The organism is Chromatiales bacterium (assembly GCA_014762505.1).
Taxonomy (GTDB): domain Bacteria; phylum Pseudomonadota; class Gammaproteobacteria; order SpSt-1174; family SpSt-1174; genus SpSt-1174.
In genome coordinates this window covers 102849-125974 of sequence record JABURS010000041.1, presented here as the reverse complement: position 1 = coordinate 125974, position 23126 = coordinate 102849, and the positions used below count along the sequence as shown (strand labels likewise).

Sequence of the window (23126 nt, the reverse complement as noted above, 5' to 3'; positions counted from 1 at the left end):
CTGCCCGACTGATATCCCGCTTGCTCCTGCTGCTGGTGCTCGCCTTCGCCGTGACCGGCTGCGAGACCATGCCCCAGCGCGGCGCCGATCCCGAGACCGCCCGCGAGGAGGGCGATCGCCTGCTGGCCCTCGGTGAATACGAACGCGCCGCCCGCCACTATGCACGGCTGGCCGAAGGCAGCCGCTCGCCACAGCGCGAGGAATACCTGATGCTGGCCGCCGATGCGGCCGCCACCCCCGAGCTGCTCGCCCAGGCCAGAGCATACCTGAGCCAGGTGGACGAGCGGAAACTCGATGCCGCCGGCCTCGCCCGCCTGCGCCTCATCGAGGCACGCCTGCTGCTGGTGGAGCGCCGTCCCCACGAGGCCCTGGAAAAACTGCCGGGCGCCATCGACGCCCTGCCCAGCCGGCTGCAGATCGACATCCTCGGCACCCGCGCCGACGCCCTGTTTGCCGCCGGCCAGGGCATCGAGGCCACCCGCACCCGCCTGACGCTGCAGGAGCGCCTGACCACCCCCGAGCAGCAGCAGGCAAACCTCGAACTGCTGTGGGAAGACCTCAACCTGGCCTCGAGCTTCGATCTCTACAACTGGGCCAACGAGACCGACGACCGCGCCATCCGCGGCTGGCTGCACCTCGCCTACATCTCCCGCACCACGCCGCCCAAACCCGCCGCCCTGGAGGCACAGCTGCTGCGCTGGCAGGCCGCCTACCCCGGGCATGCGGCACTGGGCGCCATCCTGCCGGGGCTGCGTACCCAGTGGCAGGAATACGCCACCTACCCGAAACAGATCGCCCTGGTGCTACCCCTGTCCGGGCGCTTCGAGGTCGTCGGCCAGACCCTGCTGCAGGGGGTGCTCGCGGCCTGGTACCAGGAAGAAAATCCCGAGGAACGCCCGCTGCTACGGGTCTATGACATCGCCGAACGCGGCGACGAGGCCATGGCCTTCTACGACCTGGCCATCGAACAGGGCGCGGAATTCGTCATCGGCCCCTTCGACAAGGCGGCACTGACCGCCATCGGCCGCAACCGGCGACTGCCCGTGCCGGTGCTCGGCCTCAATTACGTCGACGAGCAGCTGCCCACCGCCGAGAACTTCTACCAGTTCGGCCTGCTGCCGGAGGACGAGGCCCGCCAGGCCGCCGAACGCGCCTCGCTGGACGGACACGTCAACGCCATCAGCCTGGTGCCCCAGGGCGAATGGGGCGAGCGCCTGCAGCAGGCCTTTGGCGAGCGCCTGGAAGAGCTCGGCGGCACCGTGCTCGCGGCCGAGACCTACCTGCCCAGCGAGGCCGACTTCCAGCCCGCCATCAAACGGGCGCTGCGGCTCAACGAGAGCCAGGCGCGCTACCGCGCCGTGCGCAACGTGATCAAGCGCGACGTGCACTTCGAGCCGCGCCGCCGCCGCGACGTGGACATGGTCTTCATCGCCGCCACGCCGCGCGAGGCCCGGCTGCTGCGCCCGCAGCTCGACTTCCTGCGCGCCTCGGATCTGCCCGTCTATGCCACCTCGCACAGCTTCTCCGGCCGCGTCGACCCGCGTGCCGACAGCGACCTCAACGGCGTGATCTTCAGCGACATCCCCTGGCTGCTCGACAACCTGGAGCAGCCCTCGGAACGCTACCAGGCCATCCAGGCGGCCGTGCCCGCCTATGCCGCCCGGCAGCCGCGTCTCCTCGCGCTGGGCATCGATGCCTACCGCATCGTCCCCTACCTGCGCCGCCTCAAGGAGCGCGACTACGAGCGCTACGAGGGCCTGACCGGCAACCTCTACATCGACGCCCAGGGGCGCATGCACCGCGAACTCAAGTGGGCCCAGTTCAGCAAGGGCCGCCCCCGCACGCTGGCCGCCAGCGAGGCGCCGGAAGAGACAAAACCCGTCGACGAATAGCATGACCGGGACACGCGGCACGGAGGCCGAGCAGGCGGCACGGACCTTCCTCGCCGGCGAGGGGCTGAGGTTCGTCACGGCCAACTACCAGTGCCGTCGCGGCGAGATCGACCTCGTGATGCGCGACGGCGAGACCCTGGTCTTCGTCGAGGTGCGCCTGCGGCAGAACGCGCGCTACGGCGGTGCGGCGGCCAGCATCGACTGGCGCAAGCAGCAGAAGCTCATCGCCGCGGCCCAGCACTACCTGCAACGGCACCCGCACGACGGCCCCGCCCGTTTCGACGTCATCGCCATGGCGGGCGGCTCTGCGATAGACTGGATACGCAATGCCTTCGACGCCGCCTGAGACGGCGCCCGCGAACCGACAGCGAGCATGATTCCGCAAGACCGCATCCGCCAGCACTTCGCTGCCAGCATCGAGGCCCAGCAGGCCGCCGCCGACGCCCTGCCGGAGGCCATCGAATGCGCCGCCCGGCTCATCCTCGACGCCCTGCTCAACGGTCGCAAGGTCATCAGCTGCGGCAACGGCGGCTCGGCCGGCGACGCCCAGCACTTCTCCTCGCGCATGCTCAACCGCTTCGAGCGCGACCGCCCGGGCCTGCCGGCCATCGCCCTCACCCCGGACGCCGCCACGCTGACCTCCATCGCCAACGCCCACGACTACACTCAGGTCTTCTCCCGCCAGGTGCGCGCCCTGGGCCAGGCCGGCGACGTCCTGCTGGCCATCTCCACCTCGGGCAACTCCGCCAACGTGGTGGCCGCCATCCAGGCCGCCCACGACCGTGACTGCACGGTCATCGCCCTCACCGGCCGCGGCGGCGGCCGCATGCGCGGCGCCCTGCATGCCTGCGACGTGGAGATCTGTGCCCCTGCCGATTCCGCCGCCCGCGTGCAGGAAGTGCACCTGCTGGTCATCCACTGCCTCTGCGACCTGATCGACGCCCAGCTGCTGGGCGAATAGCCCCGCGTGCCCCGTCGCGTGGCAGGCGTTACACTGGTCGGCCAACAAGCCCCGCTTCGAGACATCCACCATGCTCAGCCCCGCCTTTCTCGACGCCATTCGCGCCCTGGTCGGTGACGACGCCCTGCTCACCGACCCCGCCGACTGCTGGCCCTACGGCTACGACAACTCGCGCCAGCACCGGCCCCCCGAGGCCGTGGCCTTTGCCACCAGCCACGAACAGGTGCGCGAGATCACTCGCCTGTGCAACACGCACCGGGTGCCACTCACCCCGCGCGGCCGCGGCACCGGCACCACCGGTGCCACCGTACCCACGCACGGCGGCCTGGTGCTCTCGCTGGAACGCATGGACCGGATCCTGCGTGTCGACCCGGACAACCGGCTGATGGTGGTTGAGCCCGGCGTGACCAACCAGGCCGTGCAGGACGCCGCCGGCGAGCACGGCTTCTTCTGGCCGCCCGACCCGACCAGCGCCGCCTTCTGCCCCGTCGGCGGCAACCTCGCCTACAACTCGGCCGGCCCGCGTGCAGTGAAGTACGGCACGCCGCGCGACAACACGCTGGGCCTGCGCGCCGTCACCGGCGCGGGCGAGGAGATCAAGACGGGGGTAATGACCACCAAGGGCGTGGTCGGCTACGACTTCACGCGCCTGCTCATTGGCTCGGAAGGCACGCTCGCCATCATCACCGAGGCGACGCTCAGGCTCACGCCGCTCGCCGAGGGCAGGCGCACGCTACAGGCGGTGTACCGGGACATGGGCGCGGCCGCGCGCGCCGTCTCCGCCATCATGTCCCAGCCCGTCATCCCCTGCGCGCTGGAATTCATCGACGGCACCGCCATCGAGATGATCCGCAGCTACTCGGAGGCGACGTTGCCCGAAAACGCCGGCGGCATGTTGATGATCGAGGTCGACGGCCCCGAGTCCTGCCTCGACTCGGCCGCCGGAGCGGTGCAGCAGGCCGCGGAGGTCGACGGCTGCCTGAGCTGTGTGCTGGCAAAGACGCAGGAGGAAGTCCAGGCGCTCTGGCGGACCCGCAAGGCCCTATCCCCCGCCCTGCGCAATGTCGCCCCGAAGAAGATCAACGAGGACGTGGTCGCCCCCGTCTCGCGCATCCCGGAGCTCATCGAGGGGCTGCAGCAACTGGCGAAGGACCACGGCATCACCATCGTCAACTTCGGCCACGCCGGCAACGGCAACATCCACGTCAACCTGCTGGTCGATCCGGATGACCCGCTGCAGCTGGAAGCGGCCGAAAACTGCCTGGACGAGGTATTCAAGCTCGTACTCGAGCTCGAGGGCACGATCTCGGGGGAACATGGGGTGGGACTGGTGAAACGCGAGTTCGTCGCGCGCGAGATCGACCCGGTGACGCTCGATCTCATGCGGCGGATCAAACAGCAGTTCGATCCGCTGGGCCTGCTCAATGCAGGAAAGGGCCTGCCGGACTAACGCCGATTCACACCGGCCCCAGCCAGGGGAAGGCGCACCAGCCGATCCAGGCGAACAGCAGGCCGTGATAGGCGAGGCTGATGCCGAACTTCGGTTCGGCCCGGTGGAGCCGGTAGAACAGCAACAGCAGCGATGCGATCAGGACGTTGTAGCCCTGCATCATGATCACATGGAACAGGCCCTGCACCTTCACCCCGGCCTGTCCGACGAACATCAGCCAGAGCACCGAAAGGACGAAGATGGCGATGGCGAGGTTGCGACTGCGCTTCGGAATGCCGGCCTCGCCGCGCCACAGGGGCAGGGACCAGAGCAGGAAGGCGACGGCAATCAGCAGGGTGCCGAAGAACACGGCCACGGGCAAGGCGAGACCGAGGTTGTTGAGGGCGATGGCCACGGGGGCGAATACGGCCATGGAGAACGGCGCGCCGACATGCGGTGCGGGGGCGGCGATCGAGAGATAGCAGACCAGCCAGACCAGGGCGACGACGGCGGACAGATACAGTCGCTGTATCAGCAGGGCCTCGGCTGTCTTTCTCGTGGTCGATTCTTTTTGCATGCAACTCAGCCCTCGAGCAGTTCCTGGTAAATGGCGGCGTCCGCCTCGCTGTAGCAGCAGGCGATGATGCGGTCGAAACGCGCCGCGTATTCGCGCATCACGCGCAGGGCGATGGCCGCCGCCTCGCGTTTGGGATAGCCGTACACGCCGGTGCTGATGGCGGGAAAGGCGATGCGCTTCACCCCGTTCTCCAGCGCCAGCTCAAGCGAACGACGGTAGGCCGATTCCAGCAGCTGCGGCTCACCGGCCTCGCCTCCCTGCCAGACAGGCCCCACCGTGGAGATCACGTAGCGTGCCGGCAGATCGAAACCGGGAGAAATACGCGCCTCCCCGGTAGGGCAACCGCCCAGTCGCCGATTGTATTCAAGCAGCCCTGGTCCTGCCGCCCGGTGGATGGCGCCGTCCACGCCGCCACCGCCGAGCAGCGACTCGTTGGCGGCATTGACGATGGCATCGACTGCCAGCCCGGTGATGTCGCCGACACAGACCTCGATCATGCTCCGTCCCCGTTTCGCACCGCAGCCAAGCATAACAGGCGTGGCTTGTTGCTGGCGACCCGGCAGACACCGTAAACGACAACGGGCCCGGCATTGCCGGGCCCGTTGTATTTCTTCGCTTACTTCACGACCTTGAGATGCGGGCGTGACGACCCGGACTCATCGCCGCCCGTGTCGTCCGGCGGCGGCTCATCACCGTCCTCTTCCTCGCCGAACATCATCCCCTGGCCATTCTCGCGGGCATAGATGGCCAGCACCCGGCCCATTGGCACGTAGATGTCCATGGGTGTGCCGCCGAAGCGTGCATTGAAGGTCACGTCCTCGTTGCCGAGCGTCAGACCATGCACGGCCATCGGCGCGATATTGAGGATGATCTTGCCCTGCTCCACGTACTGGCGCGGCACCTGCACCTGCTCGTCTTCCGCGTTGACGAGGATGTGCGGGGTCAGGCCGTTGTCCACGATCCACTGGTAGATGGCCCGCAACAGATAAGGACGGCTTGAGGTCATGCCTTGCGCCATGGGCTGTCGGTGTGCCGAAACAGATGCGGGGCCTCAGCCCCGCATCTCCAGTTCGGCCTCGGTGAGGCTTTGCTGGAAGGACGGACGCTCGAACATGCGCGCCATGTAGCCCTGCACGGCCTTGGCCGTCTTCGGCAGGTCGATGCCCCAGCGCGGCAGACGCCACAGGACCGGCGCAACGGTGCAGTCCACAAGCGTGAACTCCTCGCTGAGGAAGTACGGGAAGGCACCGAACAGCGGGTCGGCCGCGATGATGCTTTCACGCAGCAGCTTGGCCGCCTTGTTCATGCGCTTGTCGTTGCCCGACTCCAGCTCGCCCAGCAGCGAGTACCAGTCGGTCTCGATGCGATGCAGGGCCATGCGCGACTTGGCGCGCGAGACCGGGTCCACCGGCATCAGCGGCGGGTGCGGGAAGCGCTCGTCCAGATACTCCATGATGACGCGCGGATCGTAGAGCGTGAGCTCGCGATCGACCAGCGTCGGCACGGTGTTATAGGGATTCAGGTCGGAAAGGTCTTCCGGCAGGTTGTCCGGATCCACATCGATGATATCGACGGTAATGTCCTTCTCTGCAAGGACGATCCGGGTACGATGGCTCTGCGCATCAGCAGGCGCAGAGAACAGAGTCATGACGGATCTTCTATTGGCGACCAACGCCATACGTCCACTCCGTTCGTTGAATCATGAAAAAGGAATAATGCGGCTGCGGGGCGTCCATGCCCCGATCATACCGCAACCTGTCAGTGTACGTCTTTCCAGTATTCCTTCTTCAGGAAATACGCAAACACGAAGAGGACAAACAGGAAGATCAGTACCCACACACCGAGCACCTTGCGATCGGTCTGGGCCGGTTCGCCCAGGTAGACCAGGAAGGTGACCAGGTCCAGCACGGCTTGGTTGTACTCGGCCGGCGTCATGGTGCCGGATTCGACCAGCTTGAGCTCGGTGACCTCGTGCTCGTGACCGTGCGCATCCACCTCGGTGCGCACGACCTTCTCCTGACGACCCTGCAACTGCCACAGAACGTGCGGCATGCCGACGTTGGGGAACACGGTGTTGTTCACACCGAAGGGACGCGAATCGTCCTTGTAGAAGGAACGCAGATAGGTGTAGAGCCAGTCCGCACCACGCACGCGAGCGACCAGGGTGAGATCCGGCGCGGCGGCGCCGAAGGCCTCGCTACCGTATTCCTTGGTCATGGCAATCTTCATCAGCTCACCGATCTTGGTCGGTTCGCCGTCGGCGCCGGTGGTGTTGATCAGGTACTTCTGCACCTGTTCGTCGGTCAGCCCGAGATCACGCCCCACGCGGTTGTAACGCGCGAAACCGGCCGAATGGCAGCTCAGACAGTAGTTGGTGAACAGCTTGGCACCACGCTGCAGCGAGGCCTCGTTGGTCACGTCCACATGCGCCTCGTCGAGCGGGACCGAGGCACCGGCGGCCAGCGCCGCACCCGGGACCATCAGCGCAAAAACAACGGCAATCAGTTTCTTCATGACGTCACCCTTTCCGGAACGGGCTTTTCATTGTTCAGTTTGGTGAAGATGGGCAGCAGGTTCATGAGGAACATGTAACCGGCCGGGAACACCCACATCCACATGAAGTCCTTCTCGTCACCCAGCGAACCGACACGGCTGATGTCATAGAGGGTGACAGCACCCACCGTGATCACGAACCAGATGATGTTGTACTTCGCCGACCGCGCCTTGCTGTGGAACCACAGGACGAAGAAGAACAGGAAGTACATCTCGGTCATGCGCAGGCCGAGCTCGGCCAGGGCCGGCTGTACCGGCTTCACGCCGAGGTAGCCCAGGATGACGAAAGCGACCACGAACAGCAGCAGGTTCAGCTTGTGCAGGAAGCTGCGATAGCGCCAGGACTTGATCGGGTTACGGTCGATCCACGGCAGGAAGAACAGGATCACCACCGCAAGGCCCATGGCCACCACGCCCAGGAACGGATCCGGCACTGCACGCAGCACGGTGTAGAACGGCGTGAAGTACCACACCGGGGCGATGTGCTCGGGCGTCTTCAGCGGATCGGCCGGGATGAAGTTGGCGTGCTCCAGGAAGTAACCGCCCATCTCCGGGATGAAGAACATGACCACGGAGAACAGCATCAGGAAGACCACCACGCCGACGATGTCCTTGACGGTGTAGTAGGGATGGAACGGGATGCCGTCCAGCGGGATACCGTTCTCGTCCTTCTTCTTCTTGATTTCCACGCCGTCCGGGTTGTTGGAACCCACTTCGTGCAGCGCGATGATATGGGCGACCACCAGGCCGACCAGTACCAGCGGCAGCGCGATGACGTGCAGGGCAAAGAAGCGGTTCAGGGTGGCGTCGGAGATGACGTAGTCACCACGGATCCACACCGACAGGGCCTCGCCGATGCCCGGGATGGCGGCGAACAGGTTGACGATAACCTGGGCACCCCAGAAGGACATCTGACCCCAGGGCAGCAGGTAGCCCATGAAGGCCTCGGCCATGAGCACCAGGTAGATGGTCATGCCGAAGATCCAGATGAGCTCGCGCGGGCCCTTGTAGGAACCGTACATGAGCGCACGGAACATGTGCAGGTACACCACGATGAAGAACGCGGACGCGCCGGTGGAATGGATGTAACGGATCAGCCACCCCATGTCGACGTCGCGCATGATGTACTCGACGGAGGCGAAGGCGAGCGTCGCATCCGGCTTGTAGTTCATGGTGAGGAAGATGCCGCTGACGATCTGGATGACCAGAACGAGCAGCGCGAGGGAGCCGAAGAAGTACCAGAAGTTGAAGTTCTTCGGCGCGTAGTACTTGGACAGGTGCTCTTCCCACATCTTGGTCAGCGGGAAACGGGCATCCACCCAGCCGAGCAGGCCAGTCAACAGCTTATTCATCAGGCAGCTCCTTCATCGACACCGACGAGGATGCGGTTGTCGCTCAGGTAGGTGTACGGCGGAACCACGAGGTTCTTGGCAGCCGGGACGTTCTTGTAAACACGGCCGGCCATGTCGAAACGGGACCCGTGGCAGGGGCAGAAGAAACCACCCTTCCAGTCCTGGCCGAGGTCGGCCGGGGCGACTTCCGGACGGAAGGTCGGCGAACAACCCAGGTGGGTGCAGATGCCGACGAGCACCAGGAACTCCGGCTTGATCGCACGGGTGTCGTTCTGGGCATAGGCCGGCTGCTGGGTCACGACTTCGGACTTCGGATCGCGCAGACGATCCTCGATCACGGCCAGATCATCGATCATCTGCTCGGTGCGGCGCACCACCCACACCGGCTTGCCACGCCATTCCACGTTGACCTTCTGACCAGGCTCCAGCTGGCTCAGATCGACTTCCACCGGCGCGCCCGCGGCCTTGGCGCGTTCGCTCGGATTCATCGACCTGACGAAGGGCACGAGGACGGCTGCAGTACCCACGGCTCCGACCACCGAGGTGGCGCCGACAAGGAAGCGGCGTCGACTCTTATCTACTGCCATCTTCACTCTCCCAAATGGACTTGAAGAAAAAATGCGTTACGCGCTGTAAGAACCGCGTATTCGTGCGCCCGACCTCTCCCCCGAATGGTCGACGCTGGCGGAACTCTGCCCGACAAAAAAGGGGCCGTAAAAATCCGCGTACTTTGGCGTAACTCGCCAAAAAGGTCAACCCGAAAGGGGATTTTTCCAATGAAATCCGAGTCTTTCAGACGGGATTCGGGTCATCCACGAAACGGTGCTCGAGACCGAAATGCGCGGCCAGGTGTGTACCCAGCGCCTGTACGCCCCCGCGCTCGGTGGCGTGGTGGCCGGCCGCGAAGTAATGGATGCCCGCCTCCCGCGCGGTGTGGGTGGTACGCTCTGAGATCTCCCCGGAGACAAAGGCGTGCAGGCCCAGGGCGACGGCCTGCTCGATGTAGTCCTGCGCAGCGCCGGTACACCAGCCGACACGCTGGATGACCTCGGGGCCGCCCGGGATATGCAGCGGCGCGTGTCGCAGCACCCGTCGCAGGCGCTCGGCGAACAGCCCGGGTTCCAGCGCCTCGGCCAGCCGTCCGTGCAGGCCGATGCCCTCGGCATTCAGCGGACCATCCACCTCGAGTTCCAGCTCGCGCGCCAGCACGGCGTTGTTGCCGAGCTCGGGGTGGGCGTCCAGCGGCAGGTGATAGGCGATGAGGCTGATGCCGTGCTCCAGCAGCAGGGCGATGCGCGCCCGCTTCATGCCGGTGAGACAGGGGTCCTCCCCCTTCCAGAAATAGCCGTGGTGCACCAGAATGGCGTCGGCCTCAAGGGCAATGGCCTGCTCGATCAGTGCCCGGGAGGCGGTCACACCGCTGACGATGCGCGTCACCCGGTCGCGACCCTGCACCTGCAGCCCATTGGGGGCATAGTCACGAAAGCGTCCGGCCTCCAGCAGCCGGTTGCAGTAGTCGACGAGCTTATCGAGCGAGACCATGGCGATACCCCCGGTAGGCGTTTTCTTTGCCCGCGGCCACGCCGCCGGGCGATAATGCGGCACGAACTCCGTGCGAGTGTATGCGAGGGGCGGCGCATGCCGCGCCACCCGGAGCGCAACACTACACGACTGGGGAGCCAATGAAAATTTCCAAGCTTTCGCGTTTCATCCTGCAGGTGGTCGCAGTGGGCATCGCGGCCGCGGTGGTGATCCTGCTCATCCAGCCGGCGGGCCTCAATGGCAAGCTGCCGGTGGTGGAGGTGCGCCAGGCCCCCGTCAACGCGCAGCCACCGACCAACGGCCCCGTCTCCTATGCCGACGCCGTCGACCAGGCCGCCCCGGCGGTGGTGAACATCTTCACCGCACGCACCGTGGTGGAGCGCACACCCCTGCAGTCCGATCCCTTCTTCGGCCAGTTCCAGGAGCGCGGCGAGACGCTGCGCCGCCGCACCCAGACCAGTCTGGGCTCGGGCGTCATCCTCAGCGCCCAGGGCTACCTGCTCACCAACAATCACGTGATTGCCGGGGCCGAGGCCATTGCCGTACTGCTGGCCGACGGCCGCAGCTTCGAGGCCAGCGTGGTGGGCACCGACCCGGACACCGATCTCGCGGTGCTCAAGATCGCCGCCCGCGACGACCTGCCGACCCTGACCGTGGGGCGCTCCAGCGACCTGCGCGTCGGTGACGTGGTGCTGGCCATCGGCAACCCCTTCGGCGTTGGCCAGACCGTCACCCAGGGCATCGTCAGCGCCACCGGCCGGCATTCGCTCGGCATCAACACCTACGAGGACTTCATCCAGACCGACGCGGCCATCAATCCGGGCAACTCCGGTGGCGCACTGGTGAATGCGCATGGCGACCTGGTGGCGATCAACACCGCCATCTTCAGCCAGTCCGGCGGCTCGCACGGTATCGGTTTCGCCATCCCGGTGGACCTCGCCCGCGACGTGATGACCCAGATCATCGAGCATGGCGAGGTAATCCGCGGCTGGCTGGGGGTGGAGGCGCAGGACGTGACGCCACAGCTGGCCGAGTCCTTCGGCCTGCCGGACACGCACGGGGTGCTCATCGCCGGCATCTACCCGGACGGCCCCGCCGACCGGGCCGGCATGCGTCCCGGGGACGTGATCATCGAGGTGGACGGCGAGGTGATCGAGCAGGCCTACGAGGCCCTGAACCTCATCGCCCTGGCGCAGCCGGGCGAGACGGTGACCATCACGCTGTGGCGCGACGGCCGGCGCGTGGAGGCGAAGACGACGGTGGCCAAGCGGCCGACGGCGCGGGCCGAGTAGGAGGCCTGCTCAGGCCCCGGCCAGGGCCCGCCCGAGTGCCGCCAGGAAGGCCGCATTCTCCTCGGGCGTGCCCACGGTGACGCGCAGGCAGTCTTCGAGCATGCCGCCGGAAGCGCTCAGGTTCTTGATCAGCACCCCGTCACGCTTCAGCGACTCGAACAGGGCCGTGGCCCGACCGGCCGGGGCACGGAACAGGATGAAGTTGGCCGCACTCGGGTAGACCGTGAGGCCATCCAGGGCACGCAGGCCGGCATCGAGCGCGGCACGTGCCGCGCGGATCTGCGCGGCCTGGGCGTCGAAGACCTCGTGATGGTCCAGCGCGAAGGCGGCGCTGGCCTGGGTGAGGATGTTGATGTTGTACGGCAGGCGCAGCTTGTCGAACTCCGCAAGCCAGTCCGCCGGCCCGCAGAGATACCCCAGCCGCAGGCCGGCCAGCCCCATCTTCGAGACGGTGCGCATCACCAGCAGGTTGTCCCAGCGCCCGAGATCCGGGAGGAAGCTGTCGTCGGCGAACGGCGCATAGGCCTCGTCCACCACCACCAGTCCCGGCGCGGCCTCGATGATGGCCTCCAGGGCCTGACGATCCCAGAGGTTGCCGGTGGGGTTGTTCGGATAGGCCAGGAACACCAGGGCCGGCTGGTGCGCCTCGATGGCCGCGAGCATGACCTCTGCATCCAGCGAGAAGTCCGCCGGGCTCACCGGCACCCCCACGTACTCCATGCCGACGAAGGTGGCGATCATGCGGTACATGACGAAGCCCGGCTCCGGGGCCAGGATCGTGCGCCCCGCCCCGCCGACGGCCATGGCCAGGATCTGGATGAGCTCGTCGGAGCCGTTGCCGAGCAGGATCTCCTGCCCCGCCGGCACGCCCATCCCCCGGCGCAGACGCTCCTTGATGATGCGCGCACCCGGATCGGGGTAGCGGTTCATGTCGACGCCGCGCAGGGCGTCGAGCCAGCCCTCGACGAGGTCCTCCGGCAGGGTATACGGGTTTTCCATGGCGTCCAGCTTGATCAGCCTGCCCGGGTCCGGGACGTGATAGGCGGACAGCGCCCGGATCTCCGGGCGCACCCATTGTGCGATGCGTGAGGCCATCCCGACCTCAGTCCTTGATGCGGTATTCGGCGGAACGCGCGTGCGCGGTCAGGCCCTCGCCATGGGCGAGCTCGGCGGCGATCTTCCCCAATTCCGAGGCCCCGTCGGCCGAGCAGCCGATGAGGCTCGAGCGCTTCTGGAAGTCGTACACGCCGAGTGGCGAGGAGAAGCGCGCCGTGCGCGAGGTGGGCAGCACGTGGTTGGGGCCGGCGCAGTAGTCGCCCAGGGCCTCGGCCGTGTAGCGGCCCATGAAGATGGCCCCGGCGTGGCGAATACGCTTGGCCATCGCCTCGGCGTCCTCCACCGAGAGCTCCAGGTGCTCGGGGGCGATGTGGTTGGCGACCTCCACGGCCTGGTCCATGTCGGCGACCTGGATCAGGGCGCCGCGGTCCTTCAGCGAGGTGCGGATGATCTCGGCGCGCGGCATGTCGTGCAGCAGCCTCTCGATGCTGGCCTCGACCTGGTCGAGATAGCCGGCGTCCGGGCAGACCAGGATGGACTGCGCATCCTCGTCGTGCTCGGCCTGGGAGAAGAGGTCCATGGCGATCCAGTCCGGGTCGGTCTTGCCGTCGCAGACCACCAGGATCTCGGAGGGGCCGGCGATCATGTCGATGCCCACGGCGCCGAACACCATGCGCTTGGCGGTGGCCACATAGATGTTGCCGGGACCGACGATCTTGTCCACCTGCGGCACCGTCTCGGTGCCGTAGGCCAGGGCGGCCACGGCCTGGGCGCCGCCGACGGCGAAGACGCGGTCCACGCCTGCGATGTGGGCGGCGGCCAGCACCAGCTCGTTCACCTCGCCGTCCGGGGTGGGCACCACCATGATGAGCTCGGGCACGCCGGCGACCTTGGCGGGGATGGCGTTCATCAGCACCGAGGACGGATACGCCGCCTTGCCGCCCGGCACGTACAGCCCGGCCCGGTCCAGCGGGGTGACCTGCTGGCCCAGCACCGTGCCGTCGGCCTCGGTGTAGCTCCAGGACTCCATGCGCTGACGCTCGTGGTAGGCGCGGATGCGCGCGGCGGCCTGTTCCAGCGCCTGGCGGCGGGCCGGCGACAGCCCTTCGGCCGCCTGGGCCAGCCGCGCGAGCGGGATCTCGAGCTCCGCCATGGAGGCCACGCTCATGCGGTCGAAGCGGTTGGTGTACTCGACGACGGCGGCGTCACCCCGCGTCTTCACCGCGTGCAGGATCTCCATCACGGCCTTGAAGACGTGATCGTCGGACACGCTCTCCCAGGCCAGCAGGGCGTCCAGGCGGGCGCGGAAATCGGCATCGGCGGCATTCAGACGGGTGATCAGCGACATGTCGACTCTCTCTCGTTCAAAGACAGGTCAGGGCGCAGCGGCGCCCTGACGACAGCTATCCATTCTACACGGGAACGGGCCCGGGGCCCGGCCCGGCTCAGGCGCTGGCGGCCAGCACTTCCCGGCGCTGGCGCACGCCCTCGGCGAGTTCGCGCAGCAGCGGCGTGGTGTCGTCCCAGGCGAGGCAGGCGTCGGTGATGCTCTGCCCGTAGACGCGCTCGGGCGCCTCCGCGGGCTGGTTCCCGCCCACCAGGTGGCTCTCGATCATCACGCCGATGATGTGGCGCTCGCCGGCGGCCAGCTGGTCGGCGACGTCCTCGCCCACCTCGATCTGGCGCATGTGCTGCTTGCGGCTGTTGGCGTGGCTGCAGTCCACCATCACGCGCGGCGGCAGGCCGGCCTGCTCCAGCTTGGCGGCGGCCTCCTTCACGTGCTTGCTGTCGTAGTTGGGCTCGCGGCCGCCACGCAGGATGATGTGGCAGTCCTCGTTGCCCGTGGTGGAGAAGATGGCCGAGTGCCCCGCCTTGGTCAGCGACATGAAGTGATGCGGCATGGAGGCGGCGCGGATGGCGTCGATGGCGATCTGCAGCCCGCCGTCGGTGCCGTTCTTGAAGCCCACCGGACAGGACAGACCCGAGGCCAGCTCGCGGTGCACCTGGCTCTCGGTGGTGCGTGCGCCGATGGCGCCCCAGCTCACCAGGTCCGAGATGTACTGCGGGCTGATGAGGTCGAGGTACTCCGTGCCCGCCGGGATACCCATGTCGGCCAGGTCCAGCAACAGACTGCGCGCGAGCTGCAGGCCATGGTTGATCTGGTAGGTGCCGTCGATGTTCGGGTCGTTGATCAGCCCCTTCCAGCCCACCGTGGTGCGCGGCTTCTCGAAGTAGACGCGCATGACGATCTCCAGCGCGTCGCCCAGCTCCTCGCGCATGGTCAGCAGGCGCGAGGCGTACTCGCGGGCGGCCTGCGGGTCGTGGATCGAGCAGGGGCCGACGATCACCAGCAGGCGGTCATCCGCCAGGGTCAGGATGTCGTGTATGGCGCTGCGGGCGTCGTGCACGGTGGCCGCCGCCCGCTCGGTGATCGGGAAGGCCTCGTGCACCTGGACGGGCGGGAGCACCTCCTGGATGCCGGCGATACGCAGGTCGTCTGTCTGATAGGTCATCGGCTGTCTTTTTAGATTCAGTCTAAAAACTGCATTAAACTACTTTTCCACCGCGCTTTTCAATTGCTCGATCAGCGCCTTCACGCGGGCGTGCTTCATCTTCATCGCCGCCTTGTTCACGATCAGCCGCGAGCTGATGTGGGCGATGTGCTCCAGCGGCTCCAGGCCGTTGGCCCGGAGCGTGTTGCCGGTATCGACCAGATCCACAATATAGTCGGCCAGGCCGACGATGGGCGCCAGCTCCATGGAGCCGTAGAGCTTGATGATCTCCACCTGCTTGCCCTGCGCGGCGTAGAAGCGGCGGGTGCTGTCCACGAACTTGGTGGCGATACGCAGGCGCCCGCCGCGCGGCTTCGCATCGGGGCGCCCGGCCACCATCAGCCGGCACTGGGCGATCTTCAGGTCCAGCGGCTCGTAGATCCCGGCCCCGCCGTGCTCCATCAGCACGTCCTTGCCCGCCACGCCGATGTCGGCCGCCCCGTACTGCACATAGGTCGGCACGTCGGAGGCGCGGATGATGACGAGCTTCACGTCCTCGCGGTTGGTGTCGAGGATGAGCTTGCGGCTCTTCTCCGGATCGTCCAGCGGCTCGATGCCGGCGGCCGCCAGCAGCGGCACGGTTTCCTTGAAGATGCGCCCCTTGGACAGGGCGATGGTCAATGTCTCGGTCATGGTCTGCCTCTGTTCTGTTCGCCGGCCCTAGCCCCGCACGCGACGGATGCGGCCGCCCAGGGCGGAGAGCTTTTCCTCGATGCACTCGTAGCCGCGGTCGAGGTGGTAGATACGATCCACCTGGGTTTCCCCTTCCGCCACCAGCCCGGCCAGGATCAGGCTGGCCGAGGCACGCAGGTCGGTGGCCATCACCGGTGCACCGCGCAGCCGCGGGATGCCGGTGGTGATGCAGGTCTTGCCCTCCACGCGGATGTCGGCGCCCAGACGCTGCAGCTCCTGCACGTGCATGAAGCGGTTCTCGAACACGGTCTCGGTGATGGCCCCGGTGCCTTCGGCCACGCAGTTGAGCGCGGTGAACTGCGCCTGCATGTCGGTGGGAAAGGCCGGGTACGGCGCGGTATGCACCTTCACCGCCTTCGGCCGGTTGCCCTGCATGTCGAGCTCCACCCAGTCCGCCCCCGTGCTGATGTGGGCACCGGCCTCTTCCAGCTTGGCCAGCACGGCATCCAGCAGGGTCGGGTCGGTGTCGCGCAGCCGGACCCGCCCGCCGCTGATCGCACCGGCCACCAGGAAGGTGCCGGTCTCGATGCGGTCGGGCAGGATGCGGTAGTCGCAGCCCGAGAGCGTCTTCACGCCGTGGATCTCGATGGTGGAGGTGCCGGCCCCGCGGATGTCGGCGCCCATGGCGATCAGGCAGTTGGCCAGGTCCACCACCTCGGGCTCGCGCGCGGCATTCTCGATCAGGGTCACGCCCTCGGCCAGGGCCGCGGCCATCATCAGGTTCTCGGTGCCGGTGACGGAGACGATGTCCATGACGATGCGCGCCCCGCGCAGGCGGTCGGCACGGGCACGGATGTAGCCGTTCTCCATGCTGATCTCCGCCCCCATGGCGGCCAGCCCCTCGATGTGCAGGTTCACCGGGCGCGAGCCGATGGCGCAGCCGCCGGGCAGCGAGACCTCGGCCTGGCCGAAGCGCGCCACCAGCGGCCCCAGCACCAGGATGGAGGCGCGCATGGTCTTCACCAGGTCATAGGGGGCGACGAAGCGCTCGATGCTGCCCGCATCCACCTCCACGACCATGCGCTCGTCCACCGTGAGCGACACGCCCATGCGGCCGAGCAGCTCCATGGTGGTGGTCACGTCGTGCAGGTGCGGCACGTTGCTCAGGCGCATGGGCGTGTCGGCCAGCAGCGTGGCGCAGAGGATGGGCAACACGGCATTCTTGGCGCCGGAGATGCGCGCCTCGCCATTCAGCGGCTCGCCGCCGGTAATGATCAGCTTTTCCATTGCGTGGGGACACCCTCGGGCCCGCGGCGGAGAGACAGGACGACCCCGGCGCGCGCATGACTGGCGGAAAAAGGGGGAATCATAGCGAAAAACGCCGCCAAACGGCAGCGCCCGGGGGAGAAAACCTCACCGTCGTTCAGTGCGCGAGGGGGATGACCTCGTCGAGGTCGCTGAGTGCGACGATGGCACGCAGGCGTTCGGGCATGTCACGAAACACGACCTGGCCACCGGCGGCCTCGGCCTGGCGCAGCCACTCCAGCATCAGCGCCACGGCGGCACTGTCGGCATGCTCGATGCCGGCGCAGTCGATCTCCGCCTGCCCGGCCCCGAGCATGCCGGTCGAGGCCGCGAGCAGGGCCGGCACCGACTCGACCGTGAGCGAGCCGATCAGCCGGTAACGACCCTCGGCCGTACGTTCCAGACGCGGCGCGGTCATTGGACCGGGTCGACCTCGCCATCGCGGTTGGCCTGGGCCAGGCGATCGATGAGGGCCTGCAGGCCGGTCTGGGCGATCTCCTCGTTGAAACTGGTGCGGTAGTTCTTCACCAGGCTCAGTCCGTCGATGGTCACGTCGTAGACCAGCCACTCCTCGCCGACCTGGCGCAGGCTGTAGTTGACGGGCACGCGCGGCTTGCCGCCGCCCACGTCCACCTCGGTGTATACCGTGGTACGCCCGCTGCTGGCGTCACCGCGGGCCGGCAGATAGATGACACTGGCGCCGGTATAGTCGACCAGCGAACGGGTGTAGGTGCGCACCAGCATCACCTTGAACTCGTTCATGAAGCGCTCGCGTTGCGCCGGCGTGGCATCGCGCCAGTGCCGCCCGAGGGTGAGCTTGCTGATGGCGTCGAAATCGATCAGCGGCATGATGATCTCGTCGACCAGCTTGAGCGCATACTCCGGGTCGTTGGCGATGCGCTGGCTGTCCTCGTCGAGGATCTTCATCACGCGTTCGGAGGCGTCGCGGATCATGTCTTCCGGCGACTGCGCGGCCACCGCCACGGCCGCATTCATCAGGCCGAGGGACAGCAAGGCGGCGATGAGTGTGTTCAGGAATTTCATGACCTGTCCTCTCAGTTGGTGGTCAGCCGGTTGAGGACGCGGCTCACCATCTCCTCCAGTACCAGTGCGGACTGGGTGAACTCGATGCGATCCCCATCCTTCAGGACCTCGGTATCGGCACCGGGTTCCAGCGCCACGTACTGCTCGCCGAGCAGACCCGCCGTGTAGATGGAGGCGATGGTGTCCGCCGGCAGATAGTCGTGCTGGGCGTCCAGCGTCAGTGTGGCCTCGGCGCGAAAGCTCTGCGGGTCGTAACGGATCTCGGTGACGCGCCCGATGCGCACCCCGGAGACGGTCACGGGAGAACGCACCTTGAGGCCGCCGATGTTGTCGAACTGGGCCGTCACCTGGTAGCCGGTGGCGCTGTTGAAGCTGCTCAGGTTGCTCACCTGCATGGCCAGCATGAACAGGGCGGCGAAACCCGCGGCAATGAACAACCCGACCAGGATCTCGATTTTTCTTGTGGTTTCCATGACAGCTCTATCCGCGTTCAGATCTTGTTGAACATCAGGCCCGTGAGGATGAAGTCCAGCCCCAGCACCGCGAGCGAGGAATGCACCACGGTACGGGTGGTGGCACGGCTCACGCCCTCGGAGGTGGGCGTGGCGTCGTAGCCCTCGAACAGGGCGATCCAGGTGACCACCAGGCCGAAGACCACGCTCTTGATCACCCCGTTCATCACGTCCTCGTTGAAATCGACGCTGTCCTGCATCTGCGACCAGAAGGCCCCGGCGTCGACGCCGAGCAGGCCCACACCGACGAAGTAGCCTCCCATCACGCCCACGGCGCTGAAGATGGTGGCGAGCAAGGGCATGGAGAAGAACCCGGCCAGGAAGCGCGGCGCGATCACGCGGCGCATCGGGTCGACGGCCATCATCTCCATGCCCGAGAGCTGCTCGGTGGACTTCATCAGGCCGATCTCCGCGGTGAGTGCCGAGCCGGCCCGCCCGGCGAACAGCAGGGCCGTGACCACCGGTCCCAGCTCACGCAGCAGCGACAGGGCCACCACCGAGCCCAGCGACTGCTCGGCACCGAAGTCCACCAGGGTGTTATAGCCCTGCAGGCCCAGCACCATGCCCACGAAGCCGCCGGAGACCACGATGATCAGCAGCGACAGCACGCCGACGGCGTAGACCTCGCGAATCACCAGCCGGGGGCGGCTGAAGAGCACGTGCAGCCCGCCGAGCGTGGACAACAGGAACAGGTGTCCGCGCCCCAGGCGCTCGAACATCCCGAGGCCCCAGCGACCCAGACGTGCCAGGCTATCGAGCATCACGTCCTCCGTTCATCAGGTCCTCGCGGTAGTCGGCGGCCGGGTAGTGGAAGGGCACCGGGCCGTCCGGCAGGCCCTTGAGGAACTGGTCGGCCCAGGCCGAGGCGGTCTTCGCCAGGGCGTCGGGGCTGCCGTGCTCCACCACCTTGCCGTCGGCGATCAGGTAGACGTCATCGGCGATGGACAGCGTCTCCGGCACATCGTGCGAGACCACGATACTGGTCAGCTGGATGGCGTCGTTGAGCCGCTTGATCAGGGTGACGATGGTGCCCATGGTGATGGGATCGAGCCCGGTGAAGGGCTCGTCGTACATGATCATCATCGGGTCCAGGGCAATGGCGCGGGCCAGGGCCACGCGTCGGGCCATGCCGCCGGAGAGCTCGGCCGGCATCAGGTCGCGCGCCCCGCGCAGCCCCACGGCCTCGAGCTTCATCAGTACCAGGTCGCGCATCATGCGCTCGGGCAGACGGGTGTGCTCCCGCAGCGGAAAGGCGACGTTGTCGAACACGCTCAGATCGGTGAGCAGCGCCCCGGTCTGGAACAGCATGCCCATGCGCCGGCGCAGGCGGTAGAGATCGCCGCGACCGAGACGGTGCACGTCCTGCCCGTCCACGCGGATCGTGCCGCGCTGCGGGCGCAGCTGGCCGCCGATGAGCTTGAGCAGGGTGGTCTTGCCGGTGCCGCTCGGGCCCATGATGGCCGTGATGCGACCGGCGTGGATGTCCAGGTCCAGGCCGTCGAAGATCTTCCGCCTGCCGCGCGCAAAATGCAGGCCACGCACCTCGATGAGTGGCTGACCGCCCTGTCCCGTTCCGCTTGTCATGTGTGTCGTGATAGTCCGGATCTCCGGCAACCCGCCTGGATCAAGCCCCGCAGTTTCTTTGCTGTTGTGACGGGTGTCAACAAACGCCCATGAGGCGGCCCAGTGTATCGAGGTCCTCGAGCAGGCCCAGCGGCCCGTCGACGAACAGGCAGGGCGCCGGCACGGTGGCGGCAGCGGCAAAGGCCTCGAGCACCTCGCGCATGGCGCGCGGCGAGTCCAGCCGGTCGGCCGGCACGATGCCCAGCCGCACCTCGGCGGCGGGCACCGCCACGCCCCGCCATACCGCTGCCGGGTCGACGCGCAGCCCGGCATGGCGGTCCCCGAGCACGGCCGAGTGCACGCCGGCCGTCGCCACCACCGCTGCGAGCTGCTCGCCCAGCGCACCAATCGCCGCCGCGATCGCCGCCCGTCCCGGGGCATCGGCATGCCGCTCGTCCAGGGCCACCACGAAGCGAAAACCCTCGTTCACGTCCTCGCGCCAGGCGGCGGTATTCGGCGTGGTCCCGCCCAGCCAGGTCTCGGCCGGCACCCACACCGCCGCCCGGTTGTTGGCGTAGTACGCGAGCCGCCACTCCACCGGCAGATCCTCCGGATAGACGGGATCGTCGCGATCCCAGCCCAGGGCGCCGAGGGTGATGTGTCGGACGAGCTGCTGCGTCATGGGTGCTCCGTTCTCCAGGCTGCGGCCACACTAAGGTGGCGCAGCTTAACACAGGCTGACAGCGCCAGAGCGCCCCGGCAGGCGCACACCCCGGCGTTTCTGTGGCCAGGGTCGGGCCGGGATGAGTAGAATGCCGGCCATGCACTTCGATCTCTTTCATGAACTGTCGGTTCCGCCCTTCCTGCCGCGGCCGGAGGCGCAGGTCTACGCCGAGACCCTGGAGGAACTCGCGCTGGCCGAGACGCTCGGCTTTCGCACCGCCTGGCTGGTGGAACACCACTTCATGCCCGGCTACTCGCACAGCACCGCGCCCGACATGTTCCTGGCCGCCGCCTCGCAGCGCACCTCCCGCCTGCGCCTGGGCAATGCCATCTTCCCCCTGCCCTACCACCACCCCGTGCGGGTGGCCGAACGGGTCGCGACCCTGGACGTGCTCTCGAACGGGCGCGCCGAGTTCGGCTTCGGCCGCGGCTTTTCACCCCAGGAATACGCCACCTTCGGCGTCTCCATGGCCGACAGCCGCAGCTACACGGAGGAGGCCCTGGACATCGTGCGCCGCTCCTTCAGCGGCGAGCCGCTGTCCTACGCCGGCCGGCATTTCCATTTCGAAGACCTGGAGATCCTGCCCAAGGTCGTCCAGCGGCCGCATCCGCCGCTGTGGACCGCGGCGGTCAGCCCCGACAGCTTCGAGATGGCCGCACGCCTGGGCATCGGCGTGCTGGTGGGCCCCTTCAAGCCCTGGTTCATGGTGCGCGAGGACATCCGCCACTACCGCGAGGCCTGGCGGCGCCACCACGGCGACGGGCCGGCCGCCAGCGGACAGAACCCGCGCGTGGCCATGACGCTGGGCGTGTACTGCCACGCGTCGGGCAAGGTCGCCCGCGAGCGCGCCCGCGAACCCTTCGAGTGGTTCTACGGCCAGCTCCTCAACCAGACCCGGCCGGTGCTGGAGAAGCTCTACGAGGGCTACGAGTACTACCGCAAGATGGGCAAGTTCCGCGGGCTCATCAACAAGGCCGTGAACCTCACCCTGCTCGACACCCTGGGCATGGCCGCGGTGGGCGACCCCGAGCACTGCCTCAAGCGTGTAGAGGCCCTGCGGGCCGAAGGCGTCGATCACCTGCTCTGCGCCTTCGGCGCGGGCGCCATGCCCACCGGGGCGGTGCGCGAGACCATGCAGCTGTTCGCCGACACCGTCATGCCGGCCGTGAACGGCAGCGACTGACACGCGATGCGGCTGGTCGTCACCGGCAGCGCCGGCCACCTCGCCCGGGTCCTCGTCCCGCGGCTACTGCGCGAGCCCGGGGTCACGGAGGTCATCGGCATCGACCATGCCGCCCACGACTACCCCGATCCCCGCTTTCGCGCCGTGATTGCCGACGTGCGCGACCCGGGCATCGGCACCCTGCTGCAAGGCGCCGATGCCCTGGTCCACATGGCCTTCGTTCTCATGGGCGGCCGTCTCGGCCGGGCCCGCCACCGGCGCGAGACCGTGCGCGAGGTCAACGTCGAGGGCAGTCGCAACGTCTTCACGCAGGCCGTGGCCACCGGGGTGCCGCGCCTCGTCTTCGTCTCCAGCGCCTCGGTGTATGGGGCCTGGCCCGACAACCCGCCGCTGATGGACGAGACCCAGCCCCTGCGCGCCATGCCGGGCTTTGCCTACGCGGAGGACAAGGTGGCGGTGGAGCAGTGGCTGGACGGCCTCGAGGCCGCGCACCCCGAAACCCGCGTGATCCGCCTGCGGCCCCATGTCATCCTCGGACCCCAGGCCCATCCGCTGCTGAAGGCGCTGCTGCGCCAGCCCTTCTACCCCCGCCTGCCGCGCCCGGCGCTCACCCAGTGCGTGTGGGAGGACGATGTCGCCGAGGCCATCGTGCTGGCCGCGCGCGGCGGTCCGGCCGGGGCCTACAACCTCGCCGCCGACGGGGCCATGAGCTTTCGCGACATGATCCGGCTCACCCACCGCCACGCCCTGCCCCTGCCACTGGGGCTGGCCGCGCTCGCCCATCGGCTGGCCTGGTGGCTGCTGCCGGAGGTGGGCGAGCCGGGCTGGGTGCAGGGCATGCAGCACGACCTGGCCGTGAACTCGACCCGCGCCCGCGAGCAGCTCGGCTGGAGCCCCCGGCACAGTCTCAGCGAATGCGTACTGCAGATTGCCGGCGCGCGCCATGTATAATCGCC

26 protein-coding genes are annotated in these 23126 nt (G+C 67.5%); 7 read left to right on the top strand and 19 right to left on the bottom strand.

What is annotated here, in order from left to right; all coding sequences use genetic code 11:
- The first annotated feature begins 20 nt into the window (after positions 1 to 20).
- From HUJ28_10255 to HUJ28_10240, 4 genes are all read left to right on the top strand, one after another.
- Positions 21 to 1892, top strand: a complete 1872-nt coding sequence (locus HUJ28_10255; protein ID MBD3619846.1) for a penicillin-binding protein activator — start codon at positions 21 to 23, stop codon at positions 1890 to 1892.
- A gap of 1 nt (position 1893) precedes the next feature.
- On the top strand, positions 1894 to 2238 hold the full coding sequence (locus HUJ28_10250) for a YraN family protein (GenBank protein ID MBD3619845.1): 345 nt from the start codon (positions 1894 to 1896) through the stop codon (positions 2236 to 2238).
- Between the two features lie 27 nt (positions 2239 to 2265).
- The gene (locus HUJ28_10245) at positions 2266 to 2853 is read left to right on the top strand and encodes a phosphoheptose isomerase (protein ID MBD3619844.1); all 588 of its coding nucleotides are present in this window, start codon (positions 2266 to 2268) and stop codon (positions 2851 to 2853) included.
- A 70-nt stretch (positions 2854 to 2923) separates the two neighbouring features.
- The gene (locus HUJ28_10240; GenBank protein ID MBD3619843.1) at positions 2924 to 4303 is read left to right on the top strand and encodes an FAD-binding protein; all 1380 of its coding nucleotides are present in this window, start codon (positions 2924 to 2926) and stop codon (positions 4301 to 4303) included.
- A 7-nt stretch (positions 4304 to 4310) separates the two neighbouring features.
- Here the strand turns inward: HUJ28_10240 and HUJ28_10235 are convergent, their stop codons facing one another.
- The 8 genes from HUJ28_10235 to HUJ28_10200 form a co-directional block, all read right to left on the bottom strand.
- Complete coding sequence (locus HUJ28_10235; GenBank protein ID MBD3619842.1) at positions 4311 to 4859, bottom strand: hypothetical protein; 549 nt, start codon at positions 4857 to 4859, stop codon at positions 4311 to 4313.
- Positions 4860 to 4864: 5 nt separating this feature from the next.
- Positions 4865 to 5356 (bottom strand): O-acetyl-ADP-ribose deacetylase, encoded by a 492-nt coding sequence (locus HUJ28_10230; protein MBD3619841.1) that lies wholly within the window; start codon positions 5354 to 5356, stop codon positions 4865 to 4867.
- Positions 5357 to 5475: 119 nt separating this feature from the next.
- A complete protein-coding gene (locus HUJ28_10225; protein ID MBD3619840.1) occupies positions 5476 to 5865 on the bottom strand; it encodes a ClpXP protease specificity-enhancing factor in 390 nt (129 codons plus the stop codon).
- A gap of 45 nt (positions 5866 to 5910) precedes the next feature.
- Positions 5911 to 6537, bottom strand: a complete 627-nt coding sequence (locus tag HUJ28_10220) for a glutathione S-transferase N-terminal domain-containing protein (GenBank protein ID MBD3619839.1) — start codon at positions 6535 to 6537, stop codon at positions 5911 to 5913.
- Positions 6538 to 6617: 80 nt separating this feature from the next.
- The gene (locus tag HUJ28_10215; GenBank protein ID MBD3619838.1) at positions 6618 to 7340 is read right to left on the bottom strand and encodes a cytochrome c1; all 723 of its coding nucleotides are present in this window, start codon (positions 7338 to 7340) and stop codon (positions 6618 to 6620) included.
- A 29-nt stretch (positions 7341 to 7369) separates the two neighbouring features.
- The gene (locus HUJ28_10210; GenBank protein ID MBD3619837.1) at positions 7370 to 8764 is read right to left on the bottom strand and encodes a cytochrome b N-terminal domain-containing protein; all 1395 of its coding nucleotides are present in this window, start codon (positions 8762 to 8764) and stop codon (positions 7370 to 7372) included.
- On the bottom strand, positions 8764 to 9351 hold the full coding sequence (gene petA, locus HUJ28_10205; protein MBD3619836.1) for a ubiquinol-cytochrome c reductase iron-sulfur subunit: 588 nt from the start codon (positions 9349 to 9351) through the stop codon (positions 8764 to 8766). Before petA ends, HUJ28_10210 begins: the two co-directional genes overlap by 1 nt.
- Positions 9352 to 9556: 205 nt before the next feature.
- Complete coding sequence (locus HUJ28_10200) at positions 9557 to 10306, bottom strand: Nif3-like dinuclear metal center hexameric protein (GenBank protein MBD3619835.1); 750 nt, start codon at positions 10304 to 10306, stop codon at positions 9557 to 9559.
- 146 nt (positions 10307 to 10452) lie between these two features.
- Between HUJ28_10200 and HUJ28_10195 the strand changes: the two genes are divergently transcribed.
- A complete protein-coding gene (locus HUJ28_10195; GenBank protein MBD3619834.1) occupies positions 10453 to 11598 on the top strand; it encodes a Do family serine endopeptidase in 1146 nt (381 codons plus the stop codon).
- A gap of 9 nt (positions 11599 to 11607) precedes the next feature.
- On the opposite strand, the gene HUJ28_10190 is transcribed toward HUJ28_10195, so the two are convergent.
- The 11 genes from HUJ28_10190 to HUJ28_10140 form a co-directional block, all read right to left on the bottom strand.
- Positions 11608 to 12693, bottom strand: a complete 1086-nt coding sequence (locus HUJ28_10190; GenBank protein ID MBD3619833.1) for a histidinol-phosphate transaminase — start codon at positions 12691 to 12693, stop codon at positions 11608 to 11610.
- Positions 12694 to 12700: 7 nt separating this feature from the next.
- On the bottom strand, positions 12701 to 14002 hold the full coding sequence (gene hisD, locus HUJ28_10185; GenBank protein ID MBD3619832.1) for a histidinol dehydrogenase: 1302 nt from the start codon (positions 14000 to 14002) through the stop codon (positions 12701 to 12703).
- A gap of 97 nt (positions 14003 to 14099) precedes the next feature.
- Positions 14100 to 15167, bottom strand: coding sequence for a 3-deoxy-7-phosphoheptulonate synthase AroG (gene aroG, locus HUJ28_10180; protein MBD3619831.1), 1068 nt, complete (start codon positions 15165 to 15167; stop codon positions 14100 to 14102).
- A 39-nt stretch (positions 15168 to 15206) separates the two neighbouring features.
- The gene (locus tag HUJ28_10175; GenBank protein ID MBD3619830.1) at positions 15207 to 15839 is read right to left on the bottom strand and encodes an ATP phosphoribosyltransferase; all 633 of its coding nucleotides are present in this window, start codon (positions 15837 to 15839) and stop codon (positions 15207 to 15209) included.
- Between the two features lie 27 nt (positions 15840 to 15866).
- Positions 15867 to 17126, bottom strand: a complete 1260-nt coding sequence (gene murA, locus HUJ28_10170) for a UDP-N-acetylglucosamine 1-carboxyvinyltransferase (protein MBD3619829.1) — start codon at positions 17124 to 17126, stop codon at positions 15867 to 15869.
- 136 nt (positions 17127 to 17262) lie between these two features.
- A complete protein-coding gene (locus HUJ28_10165; GenBank protein MBD3619828.1) occupies positions 17263 to 17562 on the bottom strand; it encodes an STAS domain-containing protein in 300 nt (99 codons plus the stop codon).
- Positions 17559 to 18188, bottom strand: coding sequence for an ABC transporter substrate-binding protein (locus HUJ28_10160; GenBank protein MBD3619827.1), 630 nt, complete (start codon positions 18186 to 18188; stop codon positions 17559 to 17561). Before HUJ28_10160 ends, HUJ28_10165 begins: the two co-directional genes overlap by 4 nt.
- Before the next feature lie 11 nt (positions 18189 to 18199).
- Entirely contained in the window at positions 18200 to 18661 is a 462-nt protein-coding gene (gene mlaD, locus HUJ28_10155) for an outer membrane lipid asymmetry maintenance protein MlaD (GenBank protein MBD3619826.1), read from the bottom strand.
- A gap of 17 nt (positions 18662 to 18678) precedes the next feature.
- Positions 18679 to 19461, bottom strand: coding sequence for a lipid asymmetry maintenance ABC transporter permease subunit MlaE (gene mlaE, locus HUJ28_10150; GenBank protein ID MBD3619825.1), 783 nt, complete (start codon positions 19459 to 19461; stop codon positions 18679 to 18681).
- Complete coding sequence (locus HUJ28_10145; GenBank protein MBD3619824.1) at positions 19451 to 20284, bottom strand: ABC transporter ATP-binding protein; 834 nt, start codon at positions 20282 to 20284, stop codon at positions 19451 to 19453. Before HUJ28_10145 ends, mlaE begins: the two co-directional genes overlap by 11 nt.
- 76 nt (positions 20285 to 20360) lie before the next feature.
- Positions 20361 to 20945 (bottom strand): hypothetical protein, encoded by a 585-nt coding sequence (locus tag HUJ28_10140; protein ID MBD3619823.1) that lies wholly within the window; start codon positions 20943 to 20945, stop codon positions 20361 to 20363.
- A 139-nt stretch (positions 20946 to 21084) separates the two neighbouring features.
- Between HUJ28_10140 and HUJ28_10135 the strand changes: the two genes are divergently transcribed.
- Both HUJ28_10135 and HUJ28_10130 read left to right on the top strand, forming a co-directional pair.
- Complete coding sequence (locus HUJ28_10135; protein ID MBD3619822.1) at positions 21085 to 22170, top strand: LLM class flavin-dependent oxidoreductase; 1086 nt, start codon at positions 21085 to 21087, stop codon at positions 22168 to 22170.
- 6 nt (positions 22171 to 22176) lie between these two features.
- A complete protein-coding gene (locus HUJ28_10130) occupies positions 22177 to 23121 on the top strand; it encodes an NAD-dependent epimerase/dehydratase family protein (GenBank protein MBD3619821.1) in 945 nt (314 codons plus the stop codon).
- Positions 23122 to 23126: the final 5 nt, after the last annotated feature.

What these genes read in the sequence shown, in the direction of transcription:
- HUJ28_10145 (MBD3619824.1), bottom strand. Translation starts at nt 20,284, where the DNA reads ATGACAAGCGGAACGGGACAGGGCGGTCAGCCACTCATCGAGGTGCGT.
- HUJ28_10210 (MBD3619837.1), bottom strand. Translation starts at nt 8,764, where the DNA reads ATGAATAAGCTGTTGACTGGCCTGCTCGGCTGGGTGGATGCCCGTTTC.
- HUJ28_10160 (MBD3619827.1), bottom strand. Translation starts at nt 18,188, where the DNA reads ATGAAATTCCTGAACACACTCATCGCCGCCTTGCTGTCCCTCGGCCTG.
- HUJ28_10135 (MBD3619822.1), top strand. Translation starts at nt 21,085, where the DNA reads ATGCACTTCGATCTCTTTCATGAACTGTCGGTTCCGCCCTTCCTGCCG.
- HUJ28_10200 (MBD3619835.1), bottom strand. Translation starts at nt 10,306, where the DNA reads ATGGTCTCGCTCGATAAGCTCGTCGACTACTGCAACCGGCTGCTGGAG.
- HUJ28_10175 (MBD3619830.1), bottom strand. Translation starts at nt 15,839, where the DNA reads ATGACCGAGACATTGACCATCGCCCTGTCCAAGGGGCGCATCTTCAAG.
- HUJ28_10250 (MBD3619845.1), top strand. Translation starts at nt 1,894, where the DNA reads ATGACCGGGACACGCGGCACGGAGGCCGAGCAGGCGGCACGGACCTTC.
- petA (MBD3619836.1), bottom strand. Translation starts at nt 9,351, where the DNA reads ATGGCAGTAGATAAGAGTCGACGCCGCTTCCTTGTCGGCGCCACCTCG.
- HUJ28_10165 (MBD3619828.1), bottom strand. Translation starts at nt 17,562, where the DNA reads ATGACCGCGCCGCGTCTGGAACGTACGGCCGAGGGTCGTTACCGGCTG.
- HUJ28_10245 (MBD3619844.1), top strand. Translation starts at nt 2,266, where the DNA reads ATGATTCCGCAAGACCGCATCCGCCAGCACTTCGCTGCCAGCATCGAG.
- HUJ28_10235 (MBD3619842.1), bottom strand. Translation starts at nt 4,859, where the DNA reads ATGCAAAAAGAATCGACCACGAGAAAGACAGCCGAGGCCCTGCTGATA.
- HUJ28_10225 (MBD3619840.1), bottom strand. Translation starts at nt 5,865, where the DNA reads ATGACCTCAAGCCGTCCTTATCTGTTGCGGGCCATCTACCAGTGGATC.
- murA (MBD3619829.1), bottom strand. Translation starts at nt 17,126, where the DNA reads ATGGAAAAGCTGATCATTACCGGCGGCGAGCCGCTGAATGGCGAGGCG.
- HUJ28_10140 (MBD3619823.1), bottom strand. Translation starts at nt 20,945, where the DNA reads ATGACGCAGCAGCTCGTCCGACACATCACCCTCGGCGCCCTGGGCTGG.
- HUJ28_10220 (MBD3619839.1), bottom strand. Translation starts at nt 6,537, where the DNA reads ATGGCGTTGGTCGCCAATAGAAGATCCGTCATGACTCTGTTCTCTGCG.
- HUJ28_10130 (MBD3619821.1), top strand. Translation starts at nt 22,177, where the DNA reads ATGCGGCTGGTCGTCACCGGCAGCGCCGGCCACCTCGCCCGGGTCCTC.
- HUJ28_10230 (MBD3619841.1), bottom strand. Translation starts at nt 5,356, where the DNA reads ATGATCGAGGTCTGTGTCGGCGACATCACCGGGCTGGCAGTCGATGCC.
- HUJ28_10240 (MBD3619843.1), top strand. Translation starts at nt 2,924, where the DNA reads ATGCTCAGCCCCGCCTTTCTCGACGCCATTCGCGCCCTGGTCGGTGAC.
- HUJ28_10215 (MBD3619838.1), bottom strand. Translation starts at nt 7,340, where the DNA reads ATGGTCCCGGGTGCGGCGCTGGCCGCCGGTGCCTCGGTCCCGCTCGAC.
- HUJ28_10190 (MBD3619833.1), bottom strand. Translation starts at nt 12,693, where the DNA reads ATGGCCTCACGCATCGCACAATGGGTGCGCCCGGAGATCCGGGCGCTG.
- mlaE (MBD3619825.1), bottom strand. Translation starts at nt 19,461, where the DNA reads ATGCTCGATAGCCTGGCACGTCTGGGTCGCTGGGGCCTCGGGATGTTC.
- aroG (MBD3619831.1), bottom strand. Translation starts at nt 15,167, where the DNA reads ATGACCTATCAGACAGACGACCTGCGTATCGCCGGCATCCAGGAGGTG.
- mlaD (MBD3619826.1), bottom strand. Translation starts at nt 18,661, where the DNA reads ATGGAAACCACAAGAAAAATCGAGATCCTGGTCGGGTTGTTCATTGCC.
- hisD (MBD3619832.1), bottom strand. Translation starts at nt 14,002, where the DNA reads ATGTCGCTGATCACCCGTCTGAATGCCGCCGATGCCGATTTCCGCGCC.